Annotated in this window: 24 protein-coding genes; 15 read left to right on the top strand and 9 right to left on the bottom strand. The window is 71.8% G+C overall.

The window, feature by feature from the left end:
• On the bottom strand, positions 1-771 hold the full coding sequence (locus O7612_RS18625; protein ID WP_282265954.1) for an alpha/beta fold hydrolase: 771 nt from the start codon (positions 769-771) through the stop codon (positions 1-3).
• 423 nt (positions 772-1,194) lie between these two features.
• On the opposite strand from O7612_RS18625, the gene O7612_RS18620 reads away from it, so the two are divergent.
• The 8 genes from O7612_RS18620 to O7612_RS18585 all read left to right on the top strand — a co-directional run bounded on the left by O7612_RS18620 (position 1,195) and on the right by O7612_RS18585 (position 9,424).
• Positions 1,195-1,629: a type II 3-dehydroquinate dehydratase gene (locus O7612_RS18620; protein WP_348774237.1), complete on the top strand. Its 435-nt coding sequence runs from the start codon at positions 1,195-1,197 to the stop codon at positions 1,627-1,629.
• Positions 1,630-2,284: 655 nt separating this feature from the next.
• A complete protein-coding gene (locus tag O7612_RS18615) occupies positions 2,285-3,436 on the top strand; it encodes a LuxR C-terminal-related transcriptional regulator (RefSeq protein WP_348774304.1) in 1,152 nt (383 codons plus the stop codon).
• A 31-nt stretch (positions 3,437-3,467) separates the two neighbouring features.
• Positions 3,468-4,292: a methyltransferase domain-containing protein gene (locus tag O7612_RS18610; RefSeq protein ID WP_282265950.1), complete on the top strand. Its 825-nt coding sequence runs from the start codon at positions 3,468-3,470 to the stop codon at positions 4,290-4,292.
• Between the two features lie 189 nt (positions 4,293-4,481).
• Positions 4,482-5,132, top strand: coding sequence for a thiamine pyrophosphate-dependent enzyme (locus tag O7612_RS18605; protein WP_282265948.1), 651 nt, complete (start codon positions 4,482-4,484; stop codon positions 5,130-5,132).
• Positions 5,129-6,040, top strand: a complete 912-nt coding sequence (locus tag O7612_RS18600) for a transketolase C-terminal domain-containing protein (RefSeq protein ID WP_067307195.1) — start codon at positions 5,129-5,131, stop codon at positions 6,038-6,040. Before O7612_RS18605 ends, O7612_RS18600 begins: the two co-directional genes overlap by 4 nt.
• Before the next feature lie 354 nt (positions 6,041-6,394).
• Positions 6,395-6,835, top strand: coding sequence for a cold shock domain-containing protein (locus O7612_RS18595; RefSeq protein WP_348774303.1), 441 nt, complete (start codon positions 6,395-6,397; stop codon positions 6,833-6,835).
• A 173-nt stretch (positions 6,836-7,008) separates the two neighbouring features.
• Positions 7,009-8,382, top strand: coding sequence for a glycoside hydrolase family 43 protein (locus O7612_RS18590; protein ID WP_282265938.1), 1,374 nt, complete (start codon positions 7,009-7,011; stop codon positions 8,380-8,382).
• A gap of 97 nt (positions 8,383-8,479) precedes the next feature.
• Positions 8,480-9,424, top strand: a complete 945-nt coding sequence (locus tag O7612_RS18585; RefSeq protein WP_282265936.1) for a hypothetical protein — start codon at positions 8,480-8,482, stop codon at positions 9,422-9,424.
• 16 nt (positions 9,425-9,440) lie between these two features.
• Here the strand turns inward: O7612_RS18585 and O7612_RS18580 are convergent, their stop codons facing one another.
• Positions 9,441-10,826: a short-chain fatty acyl-CoA regulator family protein gene (locus O7612_RS18580; protein WP_282265933.1), complete on the bottom strand. Its 1,386-nt coding sequence runs from the start codon at positions 10,824-10,826 to the stop codon at positions 9,441-9,443.
• A gap of 238 nt (positions 10,827-11,064) precedes the next feature.
• Between O7612_RS18580 and aceA the strand changes: the two genes are divergently transcribed.
• Positions 11,065-12,336 carry an isocitrate lyase gene (gene aceA, locus O7612_RS18575; RefSeq protein ID WP_282265931.1) on the top strand — a complete coding sequence of 424 codons (1,272 nt, stop codon included), beginning with the start codon at positions 11,065-11,067 and terminating at the stop codon, positions 12,334-12,336.
• On the top strand, positions 12,333-13,943 hold the full coding sequence (gene aceB, locus O7612_RS18570) for a malate synthase A (protein WP_282265929.1): 1,611 nt from the start codon (positions 12,333-12,335) through the stop codon (positions 13,941-13,943). Before aceA ends, aceB begins: the two co-directional genes overlap by 4 nt.
• Positions 13,944-14,038: 95 nt before the next feature.
• On the opposite strand, the gene O7612_RS18565 is transcribed toward aceB, so the two are convergent.
• Together O7612_RS18565 and O7612_RS18560 are read right to left on the bottom strand one after the other, a co-directional pair.
• On the bottom strand, positions 14,039-14,581 hold the full coding sequence (locus tag O7612_RS18565) for a hypothetical protein (RefSeq protein ID WP_282265927.1): 543 nt from the start codon (positions 14,579-14,581) through the stop codon (positions 14,039-14,041).
• Between the two features lie 145 nt (positions 14,582-14,726).
• On the bottom strand, positions 14,727-15,140 hold the full coding sequence (locus tag O7612_RS18560) for a DUF1232 domain-containing protein (RefSeq protein WP_282265925.1): 414 nt from the start codon (positions 15,138-15,140) through the stop codon (positions 14,727-14,729).
• A 317-nt stretch (positions 15,141-15,457) separates the two neighbouring features.
• On the opposite strand from O7612_RS18560, the gene O7612_RS18555 reads away from it, so the two are divergent.
• Both O7612_RS18555 and O7612_RS18550 read left to right on the top strand, forming a co-directional pair.
• Positions 15,458-16,999, top strand: a complete 1,542-nt coding sequence (locus tag O7612_RS18555; RefSeq protein ID WP_282265923.1) for an endo-1,4-beta-xylanase — start codon at positions 15,458-15,460, stop codon at positions 16,997-16,999.
• A 336-nt stretch (positions 17,000-17,335) separates the two neighbouring features.
• Positions 17,336-18,031 (top strand): FadR/GntR family transcriptional regulator, encoded by a 696-nt coding sequence (locus O7612_RS18550; protein ID WP_282265921.1) that lies wholly within the window; start codon positions 17,336-17,338, stop codon positions 18,029-18,031.
• Between the two features lie 16 nt (positions 18,032-18,047).
• Here O7612_RS18550 and O7612_RS18545 read toward each other — a convergent pair whose 3' ends face one another.
• From O7612_RS18545 to O7612_RS18525, 5 genes are all read right to left on the bottom strand, one after another.
• A complete protein-coding gene (locus tag O7612_RS18545; RefSeq protein WP_282265918.1) occupies positions 18,048-18,920 on the bottom strand; it encodes an amidohydrolase family protein in 873 nt (290 codons plus the stop codon).
• Positions 18,917-20,242 carry an enolase C-terminal domain-like protein gene (locus tag O7612_RS18540; protein WP_282265916.1) on the bottom strand — a complete coding sequence of 442 codons (1,326 nt, stop codon included), beginning with the start codon at positions 20,240-20,242 and terminating at the stop codon, positions 18,917-18,919. Before O7612_RS18540 ends, O7612_RS18545 begins: the two co-directional genes overlap by 4 nt.
• 91 nt (positions 20,243-20,333) lie before the next feature.
• Positions 20,334-21,371, bottom strand: coding sequence for an ABC transporter permease (locus O7612_RS18535; protein ID WP_282265915.1), 1,038 nt, complete (start codon positions 21,369-21,371; stop codon positions 20,334-20,336).
• Positions 21,364-22,905, bottom strand: coding sequence for a sugar ABC transporter ATP-binding protein (locus O7612_RS18530; RefSeq protein WP_282265914.1), 1,542 nt, complete (start codon positions 22,903-22,905; stop codon positions 21,364-21,366). Before O7612_RS18530 ends, O7612_RS18535 begins: the two co-directional genes overlap by 8 nt.
• The gene (locus tag O7612_RS18525; protein WP_282265912.1) at positions 22,902-23,972 is read right to left on the bottom strand and encodes a sugar ABC transporter substrate-binding protein; all 1,071 of its coding nucleotides are present in this window, start codon (positions 23,970-23,972) and stop codon (positions 22,902-22,904) included. The genes O7612_RS18530 and O7612_RS18525 overlap by 4 nt, the downstream gene beginning before the upstream one ends.
• Positions 23,973-24,319: 347 nt before the next feature.
• Between O7612_RS18525 and O7612_RS18520 the strand changes: the two genes are divergently transcribed.
• From O7612_RS18520 to O7612_RS18510, 3 genes are read left to right on the top strand one after another with little or no spacing between them, the layout of a single operon-like run.
• Positions 24,320-25,363: an aromatic ring-hydroxylating dioxygenase subunit alpha gene (locus tag O7612_RS18520; RefSeq protein ID WP_282265910.1), complete on the top strand. Its 1,044-nt coding sequence runs from the start codon at positions 24,320-24,322 to the stop codon at positions 25,361-25,363.
• Positions 25,360-25,617: a hypothetical protein gene (locus O7612_RS18515; RefSeq protein WP_282265908.1), complete on the top strand. Its 258-nt coding sequence runs from the start codon at positions 25,360-25,362 to the stop codon at positions 25,615-25,617. The genes O7612_RS18520 and O7612_RS18515 overlap by 4 nt, the downstream gene beginning before the upstream one ends.
• Positions 25,614-26,579 carry a PDR/VanB family oxidoreductase gene (locus O7612_RS18510; RefSeq protein ID WP_282265905.1) on the top strand — a complete coding sequence of 322 codons (966 nt, stop codon included), beginning with the start codon at positions 25,614-25,616 and terminating at the stop codon, positions 26,577-26,579. Before O7612_RS18515 ends, O7612_RS18510 begins: the two co-directional genes overlap by 4 nt.
• Positions 26,580-26,606 lie beyond the last annotated feature (27 nt).

Raw genomic sequence — 26,606 nt, 5'->3', positions numbered from 1 at the left:
TCACGCGACGGTGGGGCTGCTGCCCAGCAGCTCGCGGCGCAGCACCGCCAGCACGTCCGCGCTGCGGTCGACGAGGAAGAAGTGGCCCCCCGGGAAGACCTTGAGTTCCGTCGGTCCGGTGGTGTGCTCCGCCCAGGCGCCCGCCTCGTCGAGGGAGACCCGGGGGTCGCTGTCGCCGGTGAGCACCGTGACCGGGCAGTCGAGCTTCCGGTCCGGGTCGTGGCGGTACGTCTCGACGGCCTGGTAGTCGCTACGGATGGCCGGCAGGATCATCTCCAGCACCTCCGGGTCGGCGAGCATGGTCGAGTCGGTGCCGCTCAGGGTCCGTAGCTCGGACACGATCCGGTCGTCGGGCAGGTGGTGCACCCCTTCGTCCCGGTAGCGCGACGGTGCCCGCCGGCCGGAGGCGAACAGGCGCGTCGGCGTCGGCAGGCCGGCGTCGCGCATCCGTAGCGCCACCTCGTAGCCGAGGATCGCGCCCATACTGTGCCCGAACAGCGCCAGCGGACGGTCGTCCAGGTGGCGCAGGGCGTCGAGGATCCGGTCCGCCAGTTCGGCGATGCTGCCGACGGTGGCCTCGTGGCGGCGGTCCTGACGGCCCGGGTACTGGATCGCCAGGACCTCCACCGCGGGAGCGAGCGCCCTGGACACCGGGTGGAAGAAACTCGCCGAGCCGCCGGCGTGGGGCAGGCACACCAACCGGGCGGCACACTCCGGCGCCGGATGGTACCGACGCACCCACTTCTCGACCTGCTCCACAGACTGGGGCACTGCCGTGGTCCTTTCCGGGGTCGCGGCCACTGCCGGCGAGGGCCGGCGGGCCGGCACGTCGGCGGTGGCGGCCGGGCGCTCCTCGCGCCGGATTCGGGCACCGGTGCGGCCCTTCGGAGGGTACGACCGGCGCGGGCCGGCGGGCATCCCCCGGTCTGATAGGGCGGTGCGCGGTCGTGCCGTCGACCGTGCTATCAGGTCGAGGGATGCCGGTCGATCGGTTCTGTTCTAGCGTGGAATTGCCACGTGGGTCGCGGCGGATCGAGCGGTGGTCGGTTGCGGGGCGGTGTTCCGTCGCGGCGGCCACCACCACGGTCCGCCGGGTGCCGGGTGGCAGGACGACACCGCAGGCGCTGCGGGGCAGGGATGCCGCGTCTGTCGGGGGCAGGTTTGCCGGTGCGGTCCCGAACTGAGAGGTGCTCCTTGAGTGTCATGCTTCTCCTCAACGGTCCCAACCTGGGTGCGCTGGGTCACCGGGAGCCGGAGATCTACGGCACCGAGACCCTCGCCGACATCGAGAAGGCGGTCGCCGAGGAGGTGGCCCCCCGCGGCTGGGAGGTCGTCTCGGTCCAGCGTGACGGGGAGGGCGACCTGGTCGGGGCGATCCACCAGCACCGGGAATCCACGGTCGGCGCGATCGTGAACCCGGGCGCGTTGATGATCGCGGGCTGGAGCCTGCGGGACGCCCTGGCCAGCTATGCCAAGCCGTGGATCGAGGTGCACCTGAGCAACGTGTGGGCACGCGAGCGTTTCCGGCACGAGTCGGTGATCGCGCCGCTGGCGAGCGGGGTGGTGGTGGGACTGGGGGCCTACGGGTACCGCCTGGCCGCCCGGGCGTTGTTACACCTGTCCGCGTGAGCCGGAGGGCGCGACCGGCCGGCGGTGGCGGACGGGGTAGCCGTGCCGCCGTCGCGACAACCGTCGTCAGGTGACGGTGAGTGCGTTCCGACGGTGGCGGCGGGACGGCTCCCGGCGGTATTCCGCGTCGGTCGGGTGCGCATACCGGGGCGTTTGCCGGTTCATGTCGCGGTTCACCTGGAGTACACAGACGTATACCTTCGCGCCAAGCGCGGCGACCTTGCCGGCAGGCATCCTGCAATCGACACGAGCCTATATCCAGATCGTAATTATGTCGATCCGTCAGACCAATTGATCAGCGTGCGGAGCGGTGGCCAGAGGAAATGTCCGTCTTTGGTGGACTGGCAATCTGCCCTGGACGCGGGGCCTCGGCGGTAGTACTGTCGGTGACGGGTTAGCTGCCCGTGGTAATTGTCAAGAGGGCAACTATCTGAGAATCAAGAACCACTGGGGAGGATCCTTGTCGTCTTTGCTGACGTCGGTGCCTGCCGGCGTGGAGATTCCCGGTGACCGCAACCGCTACGCAGCGCGGGCGCCATTTCCCCAAAATCCTTTCGTGGGATTCCGGGATGAGCTCGTGTCCCCGTCATGTGCGACCGCCCGCCTTTTCCGCCGTTCCGCGTTGTGGTGGTATGGCGGTCGGCTCGACGCGGGATTGCACTATGCCACGGAAGCTGTCGACGTCGAGTGTGAAGAGGGTCACGAGTTCTGCCGGCTGGCCCCCTACTGGCGCGTCGCGTTGTTGACGAAGTCGAGGGATCTTGATGCCGGCTGGCGGGTGGTCAACGCGCTCGACGGGCGTCGGGAGGAATCGGATTCACCGCTCGTCACGGCGACGTCCCTCGTCATCCGGGGCGAGCTGCTGTTCGCCATGGGTTGTGTCGACGACGGTCTCGCCGACGTGACCGAGGGGCTGCGGATCGCGGAGCAATGCGAAGCCCGCTCACTGCTGCCCACCGGTTATGTCGTGATGGCGTTGGCCGCGCTCCGCCGGGCGGACATGCGAACCTGTCTCACCTATGTCGACAAACTGACCGGCGAGGCCCTGCTGGGCTATTTCGGGCAGGCGGCAGGAGCGTGGGTGACCGCCCAGGCGGCGGAGGCCCGGGGCGGGGTGGACCGGGCGTCCGGTCTCATCGCCGGAATAGTCACCAGCCATCTCGTTCTCCGGCAGCTCCTGGTCTCCGAGCCGGCGGCGGCGTCCTGGCTGGTGCGCGCCTCCCGCAAGTTGGGCGCCGACGACCTCGCCGAAGCCGCCGCGGCGGCGGCCTCCGCCGCGTCCGCCGCGCACCCGGGCTTCAGCGTCATCCGGGCGGCGGCGCTGCACGCCGCCGGCCTGCTGGAGGAGGACTCCGGCAAGCTGCTCGAAGCGGCCAACCTCTACCCCGACCGGTGGTGCGGGGCGTCCGCCCGGGAGGACCTGGCCGGGCTGCTGGCCAAGCGACGGTCCGAACGGAGCAACACGATCCGCATCTTCGAGGCGGCGCTGGTCGCGTACACCGCGGTCGGTGCCGCCCGGGACGCCTCGCGGGTCGCCAACAAGCTCCGCGATTTCGGTGTGCGACGTGGTGTGATCCGGACCGTGGAGTGTGCGGGGGAACTGCCGCACGGGCTCACCAACACCGAGTTCGCCGTCGCCGAGCTGGTCAGCCAGGGGCACACCAACAACGAAGTCGGCCGGCAATTGTTCATCTCTCGGCACACGGTGGCTTTTCATCTCAAGAAGGTCTACCAGAAGATGAGCCTGACCTCGCGTGTCGAATTGGCGGCCAGCTGGAAGGCAATGCAGTTGCGGCACGGATCGTAAGATTGGGGAATACGATGGTTGAGGGGAACTGGTGAAGAAGCCGACGCCGGACGAGATTGGCCATGGCTACGACGCGTTCGCGGATCTGCTCGACCGGCTCTGGGGCGAGAATCTGCACCACGGCTACTGGAACGACGCGTCCGAAGACGTATCGGTGGACGAAGCCGCCGACCGGCTGACCGACCGGTTGGCCGGTCTGCTGACCATCGAACCGGGTGATCGCCTGCTCGATCTCGGTTGTGGCATCGGCGAGCCGGCGATGAGGCTGGCCGCGGCCCACAAGATCGAGGTCGTCGGGGTGTCGATCAGCCGGCGGCAGGTGGAGCGGGCGAACGACCGGGCGGTGGCCGCCGGGCTGGCCGACCGGTTGTCCTTCCAACTGGCCGACGCGATGGACCTGCCGTTCCCGGACGGCTCCTTCGACCTCGTCTGGGCGTTGGAGTCGCTGCACCACATGCCGGACCGGGGGCACGTCCTGGCGCAGGCGGCCCGGGTGCTGCGGCCCGGCGGACGGATGGCGATCGGTGACTTCATGCTGCTGCCGAGCGCCGACGGCTACGAGGCGGGCGCCGCCCGCGTCGCCGAGGCCAGCAAGGGCGTGCTGTCGGTCATCAGCCTCGACGACTACCTGGCCCTCATCCGGGCCGCCGGGCTCGAGCCCGGCCTCACCGAGGACGTCAGCCAGTACACCCGGCCCTCGTGGAACAAGGCGGCCGAGCGGTTCGCCGCCCTGCGGGAACAGGCGGTGCCGCACATCGGGGCGGAGCAGTTCGATCTCACGCTCTCCCGGTTCCACGCCTTCAGCGCGGAGCCGTCACTGGGGTACGCCCTCCTCACCGCCCGCAAGCCTGCCTGACGGCCCGACCGGCTGGTGGTGCCCGACCCGGTCGCGGACCCGGCGGGTGCCGACCGGCCCGTACACCAGGTGAACAACGCAGTGACCAGGCAGTAGGGAAAGCGTGGCGCTTTCTTTCGGAATCGACATGGTGCAGGTGGGAGCATGCAGCTTACAGAAGAAGCGACTTTACGCAGTCTGTTCGGCAGGATGGTGGGGGACGAGAAGCACGGGTGGGCGGCGGCGTCGACGCTGCACACCATCTGGGTCCTCTACGACCGGGTGCTCAACGTCTCGCCCGAGAACATCGACGACCCGGACCGGGACCGGTTCTACCTCTCCAAGGGTCACGGGCCGATGGCCCTCTACGCGATGCTCGCCGCGAAGGGCTTCATCGCCCCGGAGACGCTGGACACCTGGGCGCAGCTCGGTTCGCCGCTCGGTCTGCACCCGGACCGGACCCTGGTCCCCGGCGTGGAGATCAGCAGCGGCTCGCTCGGGCACGGGCTCCCGCTGGCCGTGGGCACCGCGCTCGCGCTGCGCGCCGAGGGGCGGCGGGCGCGCGTGGTGGTGCTGATGGGCGACGGCGAGTTCGACGAGGGGAGCAACCACGAGGCGATCGCGATCGCGGGCCGCCTCGGGCTGGACCGTATCACCGCCATCGTGATCGACAACCGGTCGGCGAGCCTCGGCTGGCCGGACGGCATCGCCCGGCGCTTTGAGGTGGAGGGCTGGCGGGCGGCCACCGTGGACGGACGCGACAACGACGAGTTGTACCGGGCGCTGACCCAGGAACCCGACGGACGGCCGCAGGCCGTGGTCGCGGAGATCCGCCCGAACCGGGAAGGGAGCGCGGCATGACCATCCAGGTGGACCGGAAGTTGATGCGGTCCGTCTTCGTCGACACCGTGATCGAGTCGCTGGCGACCGATCCCAAGCTGGTCCTGTTGACCGCGGACATCTCGTCCTGGTCGTTCGACGAGGCCCGGGTCACCTACCCCGACCGGGTGATCAACGTGGGCATCCGCGAGCAGGCGATGATCGGGATGGCCGGCGGCCTGGCGCTCAACGGCTTCCGGCCGGTGGCGCACACCTACACGCCGTTCCTGGTCGAGCGTCCGTTCGAGCAGATCAAGCTCGATCTCGGGCACCAGGACGTCGGTGCCGTGCTGGTCAGCATCGGCGGCTCCTACGACGACCTGCCGCGCGGCCGGACCCACCAGGCTCCGGGCGACGTCGCGCTGTTCGACACGCTGCCCGGCTGGACCGTGCACGTGCCGGGGCACGAGGACGAGGCGGAGAAGCTGATCCGGGACGCGATCGCCGGCGACGGGCGGGTCTACGTGCGCCTGTCCGACAAGGCCAACGCCGAGGCCGCGCCGGTGCTGGACGGCTTCACCGTCCTGCGGCAGGGCAGCGCCGGTGTGGTGGTCGCCGTCGGGCCGGTCTGCGACGACGTGCTCGCCGCGACCGCCACGGCGGACGTGACGGTGCTGTACGCCTCCACGATCCGTCCGTTCGACCACGCCGGCCTGCGGGCCGCGGTGGCCGGTGCACAGCCCAACGTGGTGGTGGTCGAGCCGTACCTGCGGGGGACCTCGGCGCACGAGGTGGCCGAGGCGCTCGGCGACGTGCCCCACCGGCTGCGGTCGCACGGGGTGCGGCGTGACGAGGAGGTCCGTGCCTACGGCCGGGCGACGGACCACGACCGGCTGCACGGCCTGGATGCCGCCAGCCTGGCCGAGTCGATCGGCGAGTTCCTCCGTTAGGTCGGACGTCACCTGCGGGGAGGCCGGCTCCCGGGCCGGCGTCCCCGCCGGGCGCATCGTGCCCGATCCGGTGTCCGCGTCGGACGCTTCGTGCCCGATCCGGTGTCCGCGTCGGGCGCGTCGTGCCCGATCCGGCGTCCGCGCCGGACACGATGTGCCGGGGTCAACCGGTGTGCGCCCGTCGCGCCCGGTGCCGGCGCGAAAAGTGGCGGTGCGCGAGACACGTGTCGTGGTGGTGGCCCCACCGGGTCCGACCCGGAGGTGATGGCCATTACCATGGATGCTGCGCCGGGCGGCTGAGCCCTCCCGGTGTCCCTGTTCTGGTGGTTCCTGTTCTGTGGGGTGGTGGTCGCGGTGGCGGTCGGAACGATTCTCAGCTTCGATGACGTGAAGGGTTACGGCTTCATCCGGCCGGAGGGCGGTGGTGAGGACGTCTTCGTGCATGCGAACGACTTCGGCGACCAACGGCCGTCCGTGTCGGCGGGCATGCGGGTGGAGTTTGACTCGGTGGAGGGCAACCGCGGCGTCAAGGCGTTGTACGCGCGTCTGCTCAACCCCGGCGCGGGCGCACCGGCGCGTGCGGTGACGGCGTCCGGCTCGACCCCTTCGGCGAGGGTGGCGGCCGACGACCGGGGTGAGGAGGACGAGTGCGACGTCCTGACCCCCGCCGCCTTCCGCGCCGCCATCACCGATCTCCTGGTGGAGCAGGTCCCGACGCTGACCGGCGGGCAGATCGGCCAGATCCGGCAGCACCTCGCGCAGTTCGCCCGCTCGCACGGGTGGATCGAGGACTGACCTTCACGGCGTCACCCGGGTCCACCGCGTGGACCCGGGTGACGCTGGCTGCGCACCCCGCCTCCGGCCGTGACGGGAAGGGCGGGTCGTCTCGTTAACACTTGACGTCATCGATGTTAGCGATAACGTACGGGGGTCAGCGTCGCCCTGCCGCCCGCCCCCGAGGTGACCCGTTGAAGCGTCGTACCCTGCTGTCCGCCACCGGCGCCGCTGTCGCCGGGGCGACCCTGTGGCGTCCCGGGGCCGCGTCCGCCGCCGCCGGTGACGGCTACGCCATGGCGTACTTCACCGAGTCGCCGAACATGACCGCCGCCAGCTATGGCCTGCACCTCGCCGTCAGCACCGACGGCCTGCACTGGACCCCGCTGAACCAGAACCGGCCCGTCGCCACGCCGACGCTGGGCAGCCGGGGTTTGCGCGACCCGTTCATCCTGCGCCGGCAGAACGGCGGGTTCGTGGTGCTGGCGACCGACCTCAACGGCACCGACTGGAACTACCAGAGCCAGTACCTGCACGTCTGGGACTCCGCCGACCTGCGGACCTTCACCGGGTACCGGCTGCTGAAGGTGCACTCCCTCGCCACCCACGCCTGGGCGCCGGAAGCGTACTGGGACGCCGGACGCGGGCAGTACGCGGTGGTTTACTCCGCGGTCACCGGCGGGCACAACGTGCTGATGGTGAACTACACCAGCGACTTCGTGACCGCCTCCGCCCCGCAGACGTTCTTCGACCCCGGCTACGACGCCATCGACGGCAGCTTCGTCAGCGTCGGCGGGGTCAACTACATGTACTTCAAGAACAACACCAACAGCACCCTGCTCGGTACCCGCTCCACCACCCTCAACCCGGGCAGCTTCAGCATCCACACCGCGGCGATCGGCCCGGGTCGCGGGGTCGAGGCGCCGCAGATCGTCAAGTCCCACACCGCGAACACCTGGTACCTGTGGGGCGACACGTGGAGCCCCAACGGCCGGTTCTTCTGCTGGCAGACCACCAACGTGGCGGGCGGCTCGTGGAGCCTGCTCAACGACCGGTCCTACACCCAGCCGCTGAACTCGAAGCACCCGGGGATCATCGCGTTGACCTCGGCCGAGGTGACCGCGCTCACCGGCACCTGGGGCCTGCCCGCGTGGAACCGGGTGAAGTCGTACAACTTCCCGGACCGCTACCTGCGGCACAGCAACGGTGTCGGGCGGATCGACCCGTACCCCTTCGAGCCCTACCAGGACCAGTTGTGGACCCTGGTGCCGGGCCTGGCCGACCCGGTCGGGGTGTCGTTCCGCTCGGTGAACTACCCGGACCGGTACCTGCGCCACTACGACTACGCGATCCGGTTGGCCGCCAACGACGGCACGAGCGCGTTCCGGGGTGACGCCACCTTCTACCGGACGGCCGGCTTCGCGGACGCCTCGTGGACGTCGTTCCGGTCGTACAACTTCCCGGACCGGTACCTGCGCCACTACGACTACCTGCTGCGCATCGACCCGATCAGCACGGGATCGCCGGCCACCGACAGGCAGGACGCCACCTTCCGGATCGGATACTGACCGCGCCGGTCCCGGTCGACCACCGTCCCGCCCGTCGAGGCCACCCCGCCGTGGCCGGCCCGCCGGGTCCGCCGGTGCCGGGCGCTATCCTGGCGCGGTGCCGTACGCCGACCTCCGTTGCGAGCAGTGGAACGACCTGTCCGACGGGGCCGCCGGCCGGCTGGCCCGGGAGATCGCGGCCCGGCACGGGCTGAGCCTGGTGGGCCTGCGGGACACCAGCTACGCGGGACGCGCGCACCGGACGGCGCTGTTCGACCGGGACGGGCTCCGGTTCGCGCTGGTCCCCGGCGGCCGGCCGACGCTCGGCCACGACGCCGCCCGGTTCCACCCCGGCGCGGATCAGCTCGCCAGCTACACCGCCAGCGCCGAGGAGTACGGCCTGCCACCGCTGACCGAGTACGTCGGCACGATGACCTCGCCGGTACGCGTCGTCGACCTGCCGGCGATGCTGGTCGCGGTGGAGGCGTTCGTCCCTGACGAGCTGCCGCTGCCCTCCGACGACCCCCGGGTCCGCGAACTCGTGGCGTCCACCGCGATCCGGGGTGGCGGGGCCGTCACGGTGCGCTCCGCCGACGGGCTGACCGTCGAGCTGGACCCGGCCGGCGGGGTGACCCGGGCCTGGGTGGTCCAGGAGGCGGACCACGACCAGGCGATGGCCGCGCTCGACGCCCTCGGCCTGCGTACCGCCACCGCGGACGAATGGGAGTGGGCCTGCGGTGCCGGGGCGGACACCCTGTTCCGCTGGGGCGACGACAGCCCCGACGACGGTTACCCGGTGGAGCAGCCGACCGGGGTGCACCGCACGGCGAACCTGTGGGGGTTGGCCATCGGCCAGGACTCCTACCGGTACGAGGTGACGACCGATCCGACCGTGGTGTGCGGCGGTGACGGCGGCGTCACGGCCTGCGGCGGCAGCGGCTTCTTCCTGGGCTGGCTTCCCCTGGCGACCGCCTACCGCGACGAGGAGTTCGGCCGGTGGCTCGCCTCCGCCGACGGGTACGCCGACGAGATCCTGACCCGGCCCGTGCTCGCCCTGGACTGAGCGCGGACGACGGCGGTCAGCCCTTCAGCGGGTACGGGACGAAGGTGCTGCGGTTCTCGTCCAGGTCGAGCCGGCCGCTGATCGGCGCGGCGGCCCGCTGCGGGCAGGTCAGCCGCTCACAGGTCTTGCAGCCGGGGCCGATCGGTGTGACGGCGTCGGTCGCGTACAGGTCGATCCCGGTGGCGTAGACCAGCCGGTCGGCGTGCCGGGTCTCGCAGCCCAGCCCGATCGCGTAGACCTTGCCCGGCTGGTTGTAGCCGCCGTGGTGCCGGGTGATGGTGCGGGCGATCCACAGGTAGCGCTGCCCGTCGGGCATCGCGGCGACCTGCACCACCACCCGGCCGGGCGCGCTGAACGCCTCGTAGACGTTCCACAGCGGACAGGTGCCGCCGGTGAGCGAGAACGGGAAACCGGTGGCGGACTGGCGTTTGGACAGGTTGCCGGCCCGGTCGACCCGGACGAAGGAGAACGGCACCCCACGCGCCCGGGGTCGTTGCAACGTGCTGAGCCGGTGGCAGACCGTCTCCCAGCCCATGGTGAAGTGCTGGGTGAGCAGGTCGATGTCGTACCGGCGCTGTTCCGCCGCCGCCAGGAACGGCTCGTAGGGCAGGATCAGCGCGGCGGCGAAGTAGTTGGCCAGACCGACCCGGGTGAGGATCTGGGTCTGCGGGTCGTCGAACCGTTCCTCCTCCACGATCTCGTCGATCACGTCGGCGTACTCCAGCAGGGCGATCTGCGCGGCCATCCGCATCGCCTCCTGCCCGGCCCGCAGCGACGTCGACAGGTGCAGGGTGCGGGTCTGCGGGCGGTAGCGGTGCAGCTCGTCGCCGAGCAGGGTGGCGTCGTCGTGGCGGACCTGCACCCCGTGCCGTCGGGCGAGCCGGTCCTGCAGGCCGGAGCGGATCTCGCCGCGGCGTAGTCCGACGGTGGCGGCCAGCCGTTCCGCCGCCTCGTCCAGGTCGGGCACGTAGTTCTGCCGGCGGTAGAAGAACTCGGTCACCCGGTCGTGCGGGCTGCGGCCGACCGTCTCCCGGTCACCGAGCAGCTCGGCGAGCTGCTCGTCGGCCTGCCGGTAGCGGCGGTGCAGGTCGAGGACGGCCTCGGCGACCTCGGGCAGCCGGGTGGCGAGTTCGGTGAGGTCGGCGACGCCCGGCCGCCCCGGCAGCGCCTCGCGTAACCCGGCGACCAGCCGTGGGGTGTCCCGGGGGGCGAACACGGTCGGGTCGACGCCGAACACCTCGGTGATCCGCATCAGCACCGGCACGGTCAGCGGCCGGGTGTCGTGCTCGATCTGGTTGAGGTAGCTGGGCGAGATGTTGAGCAGCCGGGCCAGCCGGGACTGGCTCAGGGCACGGTCCTCGCGCATCCGGCGCAGTCGGGCTCCCGCGAAGGTCTTGCTCACCACGACCACCTCCTGTCGCTCTTTCCGCAGCCCAGACCACCCTTGGCAGAGTGCGAATATACCTGTTCGCACCTTCGCAAAAGTGGGCGTGAACTTCTCAGAACTTGGCTCGTTCCGTCCCTCGACCCGGCTGCGGACACCGTGTGACCGTGGGTGACACGCCGGCCGGGCGACCCGCCGCACCACCGGACGGCACGCCGGTCCGGCGCCGGCGTCACGACATCGAGGAGACGACATCATGCAGAACGCCGTGGAGCGGTTGCGTACCGAGTGGGAGACCGATCCGCGCTGGCGGGGAGTGCGCCGCAGCTACCGTGCCGAGGACGTGGTCCGGCTGCGCGGGGCCGTCCAGGAGGAGCACACCCTGGCCCGCCGCGGGGCGGAACGGCTGTGGCGGTCGCTGCACACCGAGGACTACGTCCACGCCCTGGGCGCGCTCACCGGCAACCAGGCCGTGCAGATGGTCCGGGCCGGGCTCAAGGCCATCTACCTCTCCGGCTGGCAGGTGGCCGCGGACGCCAACCTCGCCGGGCACACCTACCCCGACCAGAGCCTCTACCCGGCGAACTCGGTGCCCGCCGTGGTGCGCCGGATCAACAACGCGCTGCTACGCGCCGGCCAGATCACCACCGCCGAGGGCGACGACGGCGGCACCGACTGGCTCGCGCCGATCGTCGCCGACGCCGAGGCCGGCTTCGGCGGCCCGCTCAACGCCTACGAGCTGATGACCGCCATGATCGCCGCCGGCGCGGCGGGCGTGCACTGGGAGGACCAGCTCGCCGCCGAGAAGAAGTGTGGCCACCTGGGCGGCAAGGTGCTCGTCCCCACCGGGGCGCACATCCGTACCCTGGAGGCGGCCCGGCTGGCCGCCGACGTGGCCGGGGTGCCGTCGGTGGTGATCGCCCGCACCGACGCGCAGGCCGCCACGCTGCTCACCACCGACGTCGACGAGCGGGACCGGCCGTACGTCACCGGCGAGCGCACCGCCGAGGGGTTCTACCGGGTGCGCAACGGCGTCGAGCCGTGTATCGCCCGGGGCCTGGCCTACGCGCCGCACGCCGACCTGCTCTGGATGGAGACCTCCACCCCCGACCTGGAGGTGGCCCGCCGCTTCGCCGAGGCGATCAAGGCCGAGTACCCGGACCAGCTCCTCGCCTACAACTGCTCGCCGTCGTTCAACTGGCGCAGGCACCTCGACGACTCGACCATCGCGAAGTTCCAGCGGGAACTCGGCCACCTGGGCTACCGGTTCCAGTTCATCACCCTGGCCGGCTTCCACGCCCTCAACTACTCGATGTTCGACCTGGCCCGGGGCTACGCCACCGACGGCATGTCCGCCTACGTGGCGTTGCAGGAGCGGGAGTTCGCCGCCGAGCCGGCCGGCTACACCGCCGTCAGGCACCAACGCGAGGTCGGCACCGGCTACTTCGACCTGATCAGCACCGTGCTCAACCCGGCCGCCGAGACCACCGCCCTGCGCGGCTCCACCGAGGAGGAGCAGTTCGCATGAGGTACGAGATCATCGGCCCGCTGGCCGACCGCTTCGACGAGGTCCTCACCCCCGACGCGCTGGAGTTCCTGGTGGCGCTGGACAGCGAGTTCGCCGCCCGCCGGGTTGCCCTGCTGGACACCCGCCGGGCCCGACGGGACCGGTACGCCACCGGCCAGTTCCCCGACTTCCTGCCGGAGACCGCCGCGATCCGCGCCGATCCGGACTGGCGGGTGGCTCCGCCGGCACCCGGTCTGGTCGACCGTCGGGTCGAGATCACCGGGCCGCCCGACCGCAGGATGACCGTCAACGCGCTCAATTCCGGCGCCCGGGTGTGGCTCGCCGACTTCGAGGACGCCACCGCCCCGACCTGGCACAACGTCGTCTCCGGCCAGCTCAACCTGATCGACGCCCTGGACCGGCGGATCGACTTCACCGACCCGCGTGGCAAGCGGTACGCCCTCGGCACGGAGCTGGCCACCATCGTCGTCCGGCCACGCGGCTGGCACCTGGTGGAGAAGGGCGTCGTGGTGGACGGGCGGCCGATCTCGGCCAGCCTGGTCGACTTCGGCCTCTACCTGTTCCACTGTGCCCGCCGGCAGCTCGACGCGGGCTCCGGGCCGTACTTCTACCTGCCGAAACTGGAGAGCCACCGGGAGGCGCGGCTGTGGAACGACGTCTTCGTCTTCGCCCAGCGGCGGCTCGGTCTACCCCGGGGCACCATCCGGGCCACCACGCTGATCGAGACGATCACCGCCGCCTTCGAGATGGAGGAGATCCTCTACGAGCTGCGGGAACACTCGGCGGGGCTGAACGCCGGCCGGTGGGACTACATCTTCAGCGTGATCAAGAACTTCGGGCAGTGGGCCGACTTCGTCCTGCCGGACCGCTCCGAGGTCACCATGACGGTGCCGTTCATGCGGGCGTACACCGAGTTGCTGGTGGCCACCTGCCACCGGCGGGGGGCGCACGCCATCGGCGGGATGGCCGCGTTCGTCCCGAACCGGGATCCGCAGGTCAACGAGGTGGCCCTCGGCCGGGTGCGGGCGGACAAGCGGCGGGAGGCCGGCGACGGGTTCGACGGCTCCTGGGTGGCCCATCCCGGCCTGGTCGACACCTGCCGGGAGGAGTTCGACGCGGTGCTGGGTGACCGCCCCCACCAGCTCGACCGGCTGCGCGACGACGTCGGCGTCACCGCCGCCGACCTGCTCGCCGTCGACAAGACCCCGGGCCGGGTCACCGTCGCCGGGTTGCGGGCCAACGTCGCCGTCGCCGTCCGCTACGTGGACGCCTGGCTCGGTGGCACCGGCGCGGTGGCGCTGGGAAACCTGATGGAGGACGCGGCGACCGCCGAGATCGCCCGTTGCCAGCTCTGGCAGTGGCTGCACCACGGCACCCCGCTGGCCGACGGCGGCTGCGTGACCGGGGACCTGGTCCGGTCGGTCCTCGCCGAGGAGCTGGCGGCCCTGGTCGCCGGACGCGGCGACCTCGACCGGGAGCGGGCCGGCCGGGCGGCGCGGATCGTCGAGGACACCGCCCTCGTCGAGGACCTGCCCGCCTTCTTCACCACTGGCGCGTACGCCCGGCACCTCGGGCCGACCCGCCGGCCCGCCGGGGCGGCCCGCTGAGGCCCGGGTCGGGACGGGTCGACCGGCCCGTCCCGACCCGTCGGTGTCGACGGCTCCCCGGCGGCCGTGCGGCACGGGGCCGGCCGGGACGGCGCTCAGTCGGGTTCCCGGCGGCCGGACGGGCGGCGTAGCTCGCGCAGTACACCGTGGCGGCGCAGCGCCCAGGTGAGGCGGGGGACGCTCGGGTGCCGGACGAACAGCACCACCGCCCGGCGCACCAGCCCGCCCCGGTCGTCGTCGACCTGCCGCTCCACCGCCTGCCAGACCAGCCCGCGCACCCGGGCGTTGTCCAGCACCGCCCGCACCGCGCGCCGTACCTCGGGATCCTCGGCCGCCGAGGCGATGGCGGCGGCCTGACCCGGCCGGCTGGCCAGCGACACCCCGACCGCCGCGACGAGCGGACGGCGCACCTCGTCGCGTTCCAGCACCAGCAGTACCGCCTCCCGGATCTCGGTGCTGTCCAGGCCGGACCGCACCAGGCCGAGCAGGGCGCGCTCCACCCCGTGGTCGCGCCCGGGGGCGGCCAACCGGGCCAGCAGCACCGCCACCTCGTCGAGATCGACGAGGTGGTGCACTCCACTGCGGAACCCGGGCAGCTCCCAGACCGCCAGCAGGGCCGTCACGAGATCGCGGTTCACGGTCCCTGCGCTACCCGGGGACGGCCACCGGCGAAACCCCGACCGGGCCGGTGGGCGGGGGAGGGCGGTGCCGCTGCGGGGGGTCCGACCGCCGCCGGGGCCGACCGGATCCGGCGGAGCGGGTCGGGTCGGTAGCCGGTCCGGGTCAGGGGGGCGGGGTGCGGTGGATGCCGGCGAGCCGGCACACGGCGGCGAAGCCGTCCGGGCTGCCCGGCCAGTGCCGGTGGACGGCGTCGATGCCGGCGCGGCGGACCACGGAGCGCAGCACGGCGACCACCACGATGGCGTCGTCGGCGTAGCCGAGCAGGGGGATCACGTCGGGGATCAGGTCGACCGGGCTGGCCAGGTAGGCGATCAGCAGGGAGAGCCGTACCCGTACGCCGGTCGGCAGGTCGGGGTCGGCGGCCAGGCGGCGCAGCGTCCGCAGCAGGTCGGGCAGGATCCGGATCGCCTCGGCGAGCAGGGATCCCCTGGGTCGCACCAGGAGCAGGCCGATCGTCAGTGCCACCCAGGAGGTGGCGAGCGCGAGGCCGATGCCCAGCACGACCTTCCACGTCATCGGCCGAGTATCCCCGCCGTCCCGCGACGGGGGCGGCGCGGTGCCGTCGTACGGCCGGTCCCGGGGTGCCGGGCCTTTCGAATGTTTCGACGTCGGTGACCTGGGCGATCGGTGTGCTCGTCCGTCATGCGTCGGCCCTGTCCGGGCAGTGCCGGATCCCCCGCTTCCCACCTGCGCAAACGTGTTCCCCGGCGGTCCGGGAGTTTTCCGGAACATTTCCGAAAGTTGTTGACAGTGTGGCCGACCGGTATCGATACTGACCCTTCGATAGGAATACATGTGCATCGATTGTTGGCACCGGATAGCAGGGAGGCCCCGTGAGTAGCAGCCTGAGGCAGCGCAGGAGAGCCGGCCGGTTGGCCCTACCGGCGGCGGTGTTGTTGCTGGTCGGCGGTGCGGTGACGATCCAGTCCACCGCCCCGGCCGCCGCCGCGGAAACGACGCTGCGGGCCGCGGCGGCCAAGGCCGGGCTGTTCTTCGGCACCGCGTCCTCGCCCAACCGGCTGTACCCGATCCTCGCCCAGGAGTTCGGCCAGCTGACCCCCGAGAACGACATGAAGCCGGACCGGATCGCCACGTCCAGCGGCGGTCTGCAGAACACCAGCGGCGCGGACCAACTGGTCAACCACGCCCAGAGCAACAACATGGTGGTCCGGGGGCACACGCTGGTGTGGCACTCGCAGGCCGGGGCGTTGCAGGGCGCGAGCCAGGGCACCCTGAACAACTTCATCGGCAACGCCATCAACCGGTGGGGCAGCAAGATCGCCTACTGGGACGTGGTCAACGAGGCGCTGGAGGACAACAACACCGGCCGCCGCCGCAACCAGTGGCCGCACACCATGAACCGGGACGCCAACGGCGACGGTGACTACTTCGACGCCGGCGACACCGACGTCATCCGGGACTCGTTCATCCGGGCCAAGCAGGTCGTGCAGGCCGGTGGCTACTCCACCAAGCTCTGCATCAACGACTACGACGTCGAGGGGCTGACCGTCAAGGGCGGTGGCCCGAACCGCAAAGCCAACGCGCTGTACGACATCGTCCGCAACTACCGGCAGTACATCGACTGCGTCGGGTTCCAGTCGCACTTCAACGACAACCCGAACAGCATCATCACCAATGACCTCCAGGCCAACATCCAGCGCTTCGCCGACCTCGGCGTCGAGGTGCACCTCTCCGAGGTGGACATCGACGACGACCTGAGCAACAACGACATCGGCGCCGGGCAGGCGGAGAACTACCGCAAGGTCGTCCGGGCCTGCCTGAACGTCGCGAAGTGCACCGGCATCACCGTCTGGGGCATCTCCGACAGCGAGTCGTGGCGCTCCTCGGAGCGGGGCCTGCTGTTCACCGGCGGCAACGGCAACTACCAGAAGAAGTCGGCGTACTACGCCGTGCTCGACGAGCTGAACAAGGGCCGCGGCACCACCACCCCGCCGCCCACCACCACGCCCCCGCCGACGACCCCGCCGCCGACCACGCCCCCGCCGACCACGCCCCCGCCGACCACGCCCCCGCCGACCACGCCGCCGCCCACCACGCCGCCGCCGACCACGCCCCCGCCGGCCACCGGCTGCACGGCCACGGTCTCGCTGAACTCGTGGACCGGGGGCTTCGTCGCCACCGTGCGGGTCACCGCCGGCAGCTCGCCGATCAGCGGGTGGAACGTCCAGCTCACCCTGCCCTCCGGCGCCGCGGTGACCAGCGTGTGGAACGCCAACCGCACCGGCACCAGTGGCAGCGTGCAGTTCAGCAACGTCAACTACAACGGCTCGGTCAACGCCGGCCAGTACACCGAGTTCGGCTTCCAGGGAACCGGGGCCGCCAGCGGCCTGACCCCGGTCTGCACCGCCTCCTGAACACCACCTGTCCTGGACGGGCGCGGGCCGCCCGTCCAGGACAGGTCAGGAGCGTCGATCCGCGTGTCCCGCACTCCGCCGCGGGGCGGCGCCCGCCCCACACCCGCCCCGGACCGACCCCGCCCCCACCGGCCGGCCCGCGCACCGCCGGCCCGTCCGGTCGCCGACCTGCCGAGCGGTGCCGGATCCCGGCCCGGACGGGGGAGCGGCCCGCACCACCCGCCCCCGACGTCGGCGGCGGAGGAACCTGCCGGTGTTCTCTATATTGGTGAGACCCGCCCCAGCCGGTGGAACTGTCCTGACGGGGCTCGACGGGTCGGCCAGAGGGGGACGTGGATGGCACTGACCGACGACGCGATCGCCAGAATCCGGAGCATGATCTCCAGCGGTGAGCTGCCGCCCGGCGCGCGTCTGCCTCCCGAGCCGCAGTTGGCCGCGCAGATGGGGTTGTCCCGCAGCGGCGTCCGGGAGGCGGTCAAGGTACTCGAGTCGGCCCGGGTGCTCGACGTACGACGCGGCGACGGGACGTACGTCACCAGCCTCGCCCCCCGGCTGCTGCTGGAGGGCCTGGGTGTCGCGGTGGAGCTGCTGCGCGACGACACCCTGCTGGAGGTCATGGAGGTGCGCCGGATGCTGGAGCCGATGGCGACCGGCCTGGCGGCGCTTCGGATGACCGAGGCCAGGCTCGACGAACTCCGGCACATCCTGGCCGAGATGCGGGCGGCGGCCGACGACGCGGAGAAGCTGATCGGCTTCGACGCGGCCTTCCACCACACCGTCGTGGCGACCACCGGCAACGAGACCCTCACCTCGCTGCTCGACGGCCTGTCCAGCCGTACCCTGCGGGCCCGGGTGTGGCGGGGGCTGATCGAGGGCAACTCGGCCCACCAGACGATCGACGAACACCACGCGATCTACCTCGCGCTGCGGTCCCGCGACCAACTGCTCGCCCAGGCGAGTGCGCTGATCCACGTCAACACCTCCGAGGCGTGGCTGCGCACCGTGCTCGCCGCCAAGGCGGCCGACGCCTGAGCCGCCGGTGTCCGGATCACCCGGGCCGGGTCGGGAGCAGCCGCCGGGCCAGGTCGTAGGTGCGTACGGCGGTGCCGGCCAGGATGTCGGCCCGGTCCCGGTCCGACAGCGGGGGCAGCGCCGCCGTCAACGCCCCCAGCACTCCCGCGTAGTCCGACCTGAGCAGGCAGACCGGCCAGTCGGAGCCGAACATCAGCCGGTCCGCGCCGAACTCCCTGACCGCCACCTCGACGAATGGCCGCAGCTGTTCCGCCGACCAGTCCGGTCCGGCCTCGGTGACCAGGCCGGACAGCTTGGCGGTGACGTTGGGGTTGGCGGCGAACGCGGCCAGCGGACCGTGCCAGCTCCGCAGGCCCGCCGTACCCTGGTCGATCCGGGGTTTGCCCAGGTGGTCGAGGACGAACCGGAGCTGCGGCACCGCCTGGGCCGCGCGGGCCGCCGCAGGGAGCTGGTCGGCCCGGATCACCAGGTCGAAGGTGAGCCCGGCAGCGGCGATCTCGGCCAGGCCTCGACGGACCTCGGCCCGGTCCAGGTAGTCGGGGTCCGCCTCCCCCTGGACCTGTGACCGCACCCCGACCAGGAACTCACCGCCGCGCGACCGGCGGTACGCCGTGAGCGTGGCGGACACGTCGTCGGCCGCGACGTCGAGCCAGGCCACCACGGCGAGGATCGGTGCGGTGTCGGCGGCGTAGCCGAGGAACTCGGCGGCCTCGTCCCGATGGCAGCGGCCACCCTCGACCAGCACGGTGCCGGTCACGCCGACGGCGGTCAGCTCGGCGGTCAGGTCCGCCGGGCTGAACGGCCGGCGGATCGTCGCCAGTTCGGGAGCGTCGAGCCAGGTGTAGCCGCGCTCCGGCCGCCACAGGTGGTGGTGCGCGTCGATGATCATGCGGTCGACACCCCCGCCGCCGCCGGTGCCGCCGCCCACTGTGGGCCGTCCGGGAAGCGGAAGGCGGCCAGGGACGCCGGCAGGATCTCCGCGCTCATCCCCGGGGCGGTGGGGGCCAGGTACCGCCCACCGCTGACCCGGGCCGGGTCGACGAAGTGCTCGTGCAGGTGGTCGACGTACTCGATGGCCCGGTCGTCGGTGCTGCCGCTGAGCGCCACGAAGTCGAACATCGCCAGATGCTGCACCAGCTCGCACAGCCCGACCCCACCGGCGTGCGGACAGACCGGCACCCCGAAGTGCGCGGCGAGCAGCAGGACCGCCAGGTTCTCGTTGACCCCGGCGACCCGGCAGGCGTCGATCTGCACCACGTCGACCGCGTCGGCCTGGAGCAGTTGTTTGAACATCACCGCGTTGTGCACGTGCTCGCCGGTCGCCACCCGGATCGGGGCCAGTGCCCGGCGGACGGCGGCATGTCCGAGCACGTCGTCCGGCGACGTCGGCTCCTCGATCCAGTACGGGTCGAACACGGCGAGTTCGCGCATCCACCGGATCGCGTCGGGTACCCCCCAGATCTGGTTGGCGTCGACGGCGAGACGGATCTCCGGCCCGACGGCCCGCCGCGCGATGCCCATCCGGCGGACGTCGTCGGCGAGGTTCCCGCCCACCTTCAGCTTGATCAGCCGGTAGCCGTCCCGCACCGCCTCCACGCAGAGCCGGGCCAGTTTCTCGTCGTCGTAGCCCAGCCAGCCCGGGGTGGTGGTGTAGGCCGGATAGCCCTCGGCCCGCAGCCGCCGCTCGCGGTCGGCCCGGCCATCACCGGCCCGGCGCAGCAGGGCGAGCGCGTCGTCCTCGGTGAGCGCGTCGCGCAGGTAGCGGAAATCGACCTGGCCGACCAGCTGTTCCGGGGTGAGGTCGGCCAGCAGCTTCCACAGCGGCTTGCCCGACCGTCGGGCCGCGAGGTCCCACACGGCGTTGACCAGGCCGCCGGCGGCCATGTGCACGACCCCCTTCTCCGGACCCAGCCAGCGGATCTGACTGTCGCCGACCAGCCGCCGCGCGAGCGCGCCCGGGTCGGCGGTCAGTGCGTCGACCGGCTGGCCGACCACCATCGTGGCGAGCGACCGGACGGCGGCCACCTGGATCTCGGTGCCGCGGCCCACGGTGAAGACCAGGCCGTGCCCCTGTGCGCCCGCCGAGGTCCGCAGGACGACGTAGGCGGCGGAGTAGTCGGGGAACGGGTTCATCGCGTCCGACCCGTCACGGTGGACGGAGGTGGGGAAGCGTACGTCGATCGTCTCTACCGACGAGATGCGCTCAGTCAACGGGACTCCTGGTCCTGGGTGGGAACGGTTGTCGGTCTGCTGCCCGTCTCGTGGGCGTGGCTCGCGGGTCCGGCCGACGGACCGCGCCGGTTCAGGTCTGTGCCCGGCCGCCGGTGATGCGGGACACCACCAGGGCGACCAGGATGACCGCGCCGTTGAGGAAGTTCGTCCACTGCGCGGGCACCCCGGCCAGGGTCAGCACGTTGATGATCATGAAAAGCAGCAGGACGCCGGTGAAGGCGCCGAAGACGCTGCCCTTGCCGCCGTTGAGGCTGACGCCGCCGATCACCGCCGCCGCGAAGACCTGGAAGATCGCGCCGTCGCCCTGGGCCGCCGGCACCGCCGCCAGCCGGCCGCTGATCAGCAGCCCGGCCAGGGCGGCGAGCACACTGGCCACGACGAGCGCGGTCCACAGCACCCGGTCGGTACGGATGCCCGCGGCGCGGGCCGCGTCGACGTTGCCGCCGATGGCGTACAGCGCCCGGCCCGCCCTGGTGTAGCCGAGGACCACGATCCCGGCGGCGAACAGCAGCAGCGACACCCAGATCGAGGCCGGTATCCCGAACCAGCTGGTGGAGCCGAGATACGTCATCGACCCGGGCAGCGCGAAGAAGGTCTGCCCGCCGGAGATGCCGGTGAGCAGGCCCCGCAGGATGATCAGCATGCCCAACGTCACGATGAAGCCGTTGAGGCCGAACCGGACGATGAGCAGCCCGTTGAACGCCCCGACCAGGGCGCCGACGAGCAGCACCACCGGCACCGCCCAGGCGTCCGGGAGCAGGCCGAGCCCCAGCCCCCGGGTGAGCGCGGGGTCGACGACCAGCCAGGCGGCGATGCCCGGGGCGAGCCCGAAGGTGGACTCCAGCGACAGGTCCATCTTGCCGGTGATCAGCACGATGGTCTGGGCCAGCACCAGGATGGCGATCTCCGACATGCTCTGTAGCACGTTGACGACGTTGTCGCCGCTGAGGAAGACCGGGCTGATGATCCATCCGACGATCGCCACCGCGACGATCGCCGGCACCAGCGCCAGGTCGCGCAGTCGGGCGAGGGCCAGGTGCCGCGACGGCGGGCGGGTCGGTGGCGACGCCGGTGGCGACGCCTTCCCGGTGGACAGCGTCTCAGACATGGTGGAGGTCCACCCCTTCCATGGCGGCTACCAGATCGTTGTCGCTCCAGCCGTGGGCCAGCTCGCCGACGACCCGGCCCTGGAACATCACCAGCACCCGGTCGCAGATGCGCAGGTCGTCGAGTTCGTCGCTGACCACCAGCACCGCCGCACCCCGCCGCCGTACGTCCTCGACGACCCCGAGCAGGGTCTGCTTGGAGCGCACGTCGACCCCGGCGGTGGGCGTGACGAGCACCAGCAACCGCGGGTCGTTGGCCAGCGCCCGGCCCATGACGACCTTCTGCTGGTTGCCGCCGGACAGGTCGGAAACCGGTACCTGCGGTCCGGCCGCCTTGATCGTCAGGTCGGCGATCGTCCGCCCGGCCAGGGCGTCGCGGCGGGCCGACGAGATGAGGCCGTACCGCCCGACCCGCTGCGGCACCGTCATCGTGACGTTCTCCGCGATGGACAGGGACGGCACCAGACCCTCCCGGTGCCGGTCCTGCGGCACCAGCCCGACACCGGCGGCGAGGGCGTCGGGCACACTGCCCGGACGCAGCACGCGGCCGGCGAGGGTGACCGTGCCGCCGGCCGGGCGGGCGAGACCGACGATCGCCTCGGCGGCCTCGACCTTGCCGCTGCCCCCGCTGCCGGCCAGGCCGACGACCTCGCCGGCCCGTACCTCCAGGGACAGTTCGGCACCGGACGAGGTGACCAGGTCGCGTACCGAGAGCAGCACCGCAGCGTCGGCGCTCGGCGGTCGGTGGACGGCCACCGGCATCGTGACGTCCTCCCCGGTCATCGCGGCGACCAGCGCCTGCCGGCTCAACGCGGCGACCGGGGCGGTGACGATGTGCCGGGCGTCGCGGAAGACCGTGACCCGGTCGCACAGGTCGTAGATCTCCTGGAGGTGGTGGCTGATGAACAGGAACGTCACGCCGTGCGCCCGCAGGTCCCGGATCCGGGTGAACAGGCGGTTGATGCCCGCCGCGTCGAGCTGGGCGGTCGGTTCGTCGAGGACGATGAACCGCGCGCCGAAGGACAACGCGCGGGCGATCTCCACGAACTGCCGCTGCTCGACCGAGAGCGCCGAGGCCGGCTGGCGGACGTCGACGTCGACCGACCAGTCCGCCAGCAGCTGTTCGGCCTCCCGACGCAGCCGCGACCAGCGGATCAGACCGCTGCGGGAGCGCGCGTGCCGGTGGAGGAACAGGTTCTCCGCCACGGTGAGGGTCGGGATGATCGTCGACTTCTGGTAGACGCACGCCACCCGCTGCCGCCAGGCGTCGCGGTCGCCCAGCGGGGGCGCCGGTCGCCCGGCGAAGGCCACCGCCCCGCCGTCGGCGGCCTGCAACCCGGTGAGGATGCTCACCAGCGTCGACTTGCCGGCGCCGTTGCGCCCCACCAGGGCGTGCGCCTCACCGCGGCGGACGGAGATCTCCGCCCGGGACAGGGCGAGGGTGGACCCGAACCGTTTGGTGATCTCCACGGCCTCGACGACCGGCGGGTCGTCGCCGACCGGCCCGCCGTCCGGACGGGGCGCGGCGGCACTCATCCCTGACGACCCCACAGCGACGCGTCGTCGAACTTCACCGTGGGCTGGCCGCCGACCGGTGCGCCGTCCAGCGTCACCAGCGGTGCGGGGAGCTGGTCCTCGAGCAGGCCCTCGCGTACCCGGATGATGGTGCTGCCGTGCTCGGTGGGCCCGGGCTGGAACGTCCTGCCCTCGATCGCCGCCTTGGCGTACTCCAGCCCGTACCTGGCGTAGAGGTCCGCGGGCTGGCTGACGGTGGCGTCGATCAGGCCGTCGCCGATGTTCTTCAGCTCCTCGGGGATGCCGTCGTTGGAGACGACGAAGACGTGCTTCGGGTCGGTCGGCGGCACCTGGAGGCCGCGCTGCTTGAGGATCTGCAGGGTGCCCGACAGGGCGAACGAGGACTGCATGTAGATGCCCTTGACGTCCGGGTCGGAGGCGAACCGGGTCTGCAACTTCGACGCCGCCACGTCGGCCTTCCAGTCGGTCGCCTCACCGAACACCTTGATGCCGGGGAACTCCTTGCCCATGCACTCGTTGAACGCCTCGGTGCGGTCCCGTCCGTTGATCGAGTCCAGGCCGCCCTGGAGCATGACGACCTTGCCCCGGCCGCCGAGCTTGCTGCCCAGGAACTGACAGGCCTTGGTGCCGTAGGCGCGGTTGTCGGCGCGGACCACCATGAACACGGTGCCGGTGTCGGGGCGGGTGTCGATGGTGACCACCGGGATCCTGCGGCTCTCCAGTTGGCTCAGCGTCGGCGCGACGGCGGCGGTGTCCTGCGGGGCCATCACCACCCCCTTGACGCCCTGGCTCATGAAGGTCTGGGCGTTCGAGATGAGGTTCGCGATGTCGTTCTGCGAGTTGGTGGTCTTGAGGTCGACCCCGAGTTCGTCGGCGGACTGCGGCACGTACCTGATGTAGGAGTTCCAGAAGTCGGTGTCCGAGCGCGGATAGTCGACCCCGATGAGCGCCCGACCGCCGCCCGGGGAGGCCGAGTCGCCGCCCCGGTCACCGCAGCCGGCGGCGAGGGTGGCCGTCGCGCCGAGCAGCACCGCCAGCCCCGCGCTCAGCAGCTGTCTGTGGTTCATTGGGTCTCTCCGTTCCCCGGCCGTGGTCCGCGCGCCTGCTGGGGCGGGACGGGTGGTGGGCGTCGTGCGTGGAGGACGACCCGCCCAACATCGATACATCAGACGTTAGAGTTTCCAGTGGTCAACGTCAATGCCTGCAATTCCCGCTCCAGGCACATTGCGGTTGCCCGGGGCACCCGTGTCGAGCAGTGGGAACCACTAGACATCTGACCAATCTCGGTATCGGTTGCTCCGTCGGGACGGTCGGACTGTCGGCCTTCCACCCAGTGAAAGACGCCGTCCCCGCCGGCCACGCCGCGCGGGACGATGCCGTGACATCGACATTCGTCAGAGAGGGAGGTCGTCGGATGGTGTTCGCCCGGGACCAGTGGTACGTGGCGGCCCACAGCGACGAGGTCGGCCGGGGACTGCTCGCCCGCACGGTGCTCGACGAGCCGCTGGTGCTGTACCGCACCGGGGCGGGGCAGGCGGTGGTGCTCGCCGACCGTTGTGTGCACCGGCGTTACCCGTTGTCGCAGAGCCGGCTCGACGGCGACCGGGTCGTCTGCGGCTACCACGGCTTCACCTACGACCCGACCGGCGCGTGTGTCCTCGTACCCGGTCAGCAGCGGATCCCGCGCACCGCGCGGGTCGCGGCCTATCCCGTGGTGGAGCAGGACTCCTTCGTCTGGGTCTGGATCGGCGACCGGGACCGGGCCGACCCGGCCACCATCCCCCGCGCGCCGTGGCTGGTCGACCCCCGGTACGCGGTGGTCCGCGGGATGGCCCCGCTGGACGCGCGCTACGGCCTGCTGGTCGACAACCTGCTGGACCTGTCGCACGAGACCTACCTGCACGGTGGTCACATCGGCACGCCGGAGGTGGCGGACACCCCGATCACCACCGAGGTGGACGAGGACCGGGCCATCGTCTACGTCAGCCGGCACATGGACGACGCCGAGTGCCCGCCGTTCTACGCCCGCTCGACCGGGATCCGGGGCCGGATCACCCGCTGGCAGGACATCGAGTACCACCCGCCCTGCCTGTACCTGCTGCACAGCCGGATCGCGCCGCAGGGGGTGCTGCCACCCGCCGAGGGCCCGGACAGCGAGGCCTTCCACGCCGAGATCGTGTACGCCATCACCCCGTCGACCGCGCACACCACGTACGACTTCTGGGCGGTGGCGCGTGACTTCGCGATCGACGACGAGTCGGTCAGCGAGTACCTGCACCAGAGCAACCACACCGTGGTCATGCAGGACGTGGCGGCGCTCAACATCCTGGAGCGGGTGATCGCCGCCGAGCCGGACGGGTACCGGGAACTGAGCATCAACATCGACACCGGTGGCCTGGCCGCCCGGCGGTTGCTGGCCCGGATGGTCGGGTCCCCGACGGTGGGAGCGCCCCGGTGACCACCCCGGCCGGGGCGTCCGCCGGTGGCCGGATCCACCGGATCCACTGGTTGCCGGGCACCGACACGCTGCGCGGGGTCTGCCACTGCGGCGCGGAGCGGGTCGAAGTCGAGCCGGTCGAGCTGTGGAAGTGGCTGCTCGGCCACCCACGCGACCACCAGCCTCCGACGGCACCGGCACCGGCACCGGCACCGGCACGGGCACCGGCACCGGCAGCGGCACCGGCGGCGGCACCGGCGGCGGTGCGCTCGTGACCGGGGCGGCGGGGACCGGACCGGCGGCGGCCGGGCTGGACCTGACGGTGGTGGCCCGTGACCGGGTGGCGGCGGAGGTGGTGGCGTTCACCCTGGGCCGTCCGGACGGCGGTGAGCTGCCCGGCTGGACCCCGGGCGCACACGTCGACCTGGAGCTGGGGCCGGGGCTGGTCCGTCAGTACTCCCTGTGCGGCGACCCGGGGGAGCGGACCATGCTGCGGATAGCCGTGCAACGTGAACCGGACGGGCGCGGGGGCTCCCGGCTGGCCCACGAGCGGCTCACCGTCGGCGCCGCCGTCCGGGTGTACGGTCCCCGCAACACCTTCCCGCTGGTCGCGGCCCGGCGCTACCTCTTCGTCGCCGGAGGCATCGGCATCACCCCGATCCGGCCGATGGTGGCCGCCGCCGACGCCACCGGCGCCGACTGGCGACTGGTGTACGGCGGACGCAGCCGGGCCACCATGGCCTTCGCCACCGGCCTGCGGCAGCGGTACGGCGACCGGGTGCGCCTGTACCCGCAGGACGAGACCGGGCTGCTGGACCTGGCCACCGTGCTGGCCGGGCCCGCCGTCGGCACGGTCTACTGCTGCGGCCCGGAATCCCTGGTCACGGCGGTGGAGGAGCACTGTCGTGAGTGGCCGCCCGGCTGCCTGCACGTCGAGCGGTTCGCCCCGCGTGACGGCGGCGGACCGGCGGCGACGATCGAGGTCGAACTCGCGCTGTCCGGGCGGACGGTGACCGTGCCCCCGGGCACCTCGATCCTGCGGGCCGTCGAGGAGGCCGGCGTGCCGGTGCTGTCGTCGTGCCGGCAGGGCACCTGCGGCACCTGCGAGACCCCGGTGCTGGCCGGGGTGCCGGAGCACCGTGACAGCCTGCTCGGCGCGGCGGAACGGGCCGCCGGGGACGTCATGCTGATCTGTGTCTCCCGGGCGCGTACGCCCCGGCTGGTACTGGAGCTGTGAGCCGCCGTCGGCGGCGGGGAGGATGGC

It is taken from the genome of Micromonospora sp. WMMD987 (genome assembly GCF_029581435.1).
GTDB lineage: Bacteria > Actinomycetota > Actinomycetes > Mycobacteriales > Micromonosporaceae > Micromonospora > Micromonospora rifamycinica.
Note: the sequence above shows the minus strand (reverse complement) of the source record. Positions and strands in the feature narration are given on the sequence as shown.

Excerpts from the sequence above, each read along its gene's own strand:
- O7612_RS18605 (WP_282265948.1), top strand. The coding sequence starts at position 4,482 with ATGGTGGGGGACGAGAAGCACGGGTGGGCGGCGGCGTCGACGCTGCAC.
- O7612_RS18600 (WP_067307195.1), top strand. The coding sequence starts at position 5,129 with ATGACCATCCAGGTGGACCGGAAGTTGATGCGGTCCGTCTTCGTCGAC.
- O7612_RS18520 (WP_282265910.1), top strand. The coding sequence starts at position 24,320 with ATGGTGTTCGCCCGGGACCAGTGGTACGTGGCGGCCCACAGCGACGAG.
- O7612_RS18560 (WP_282265925.1), bottom strand. The coding sequence starts at position 15,140 with ATGACGTGGAAGGTCGTGCTGGGCATCGGCCTCGCGCTCGCCACCTCC.
- O7612_RS18525 (WP_282265912.1), bottom strand. The coding sequence starts at position 23,972 with ATGAACCACAGACAGCTGCTGAGCGCGGGGCTGGCGGTGCTGCTCGGC.
- O7612_RS18550 (WP_282265921.1), top strand. The coding sequence starts at position 17,336 with ATGGCACTGACCGACGACGCGATCGCCAGAATCCGGAGCATGATCTCC.
- aceB (WP_282265929.1), top strand. The coding sequence starts at position 12,333 with ATGAGGTACGAGATCATCGGCCCGCTGGCCGACCGCTTCGACGAGGTC.
- O7612_RS18545 (WP_282265918.1), bottom strand. The coding sequence starts at position 18,920 with ATGATCATCGACGCGCACCACCACCTGTGGCGGCCGGAGCGCGGCTAC.
- O7612_RS18530 (WP_282265914.1), bottom strand. The coding sequence starts at position 22,905 with ATGAGTGCCGCCGCGCCCCGTCCGGACGGCGGGCCGGTCGGCGACGAC.
- aceA (WP_282265931.1), top strand. The coding sequence starts at position 11,065 with ATGCAGAACGCCGTGGAGCGGTTGCGTACCGAGTGGGAGACCGATCCG.
- O7612_RS18535 (WP_282265915.1), bottom strand. The coding sequence starts at position 21,371 with ATGTCTGAGACGCTGTCCACCGGGAAGGCGTCGCCACCGGCGTCGCCA.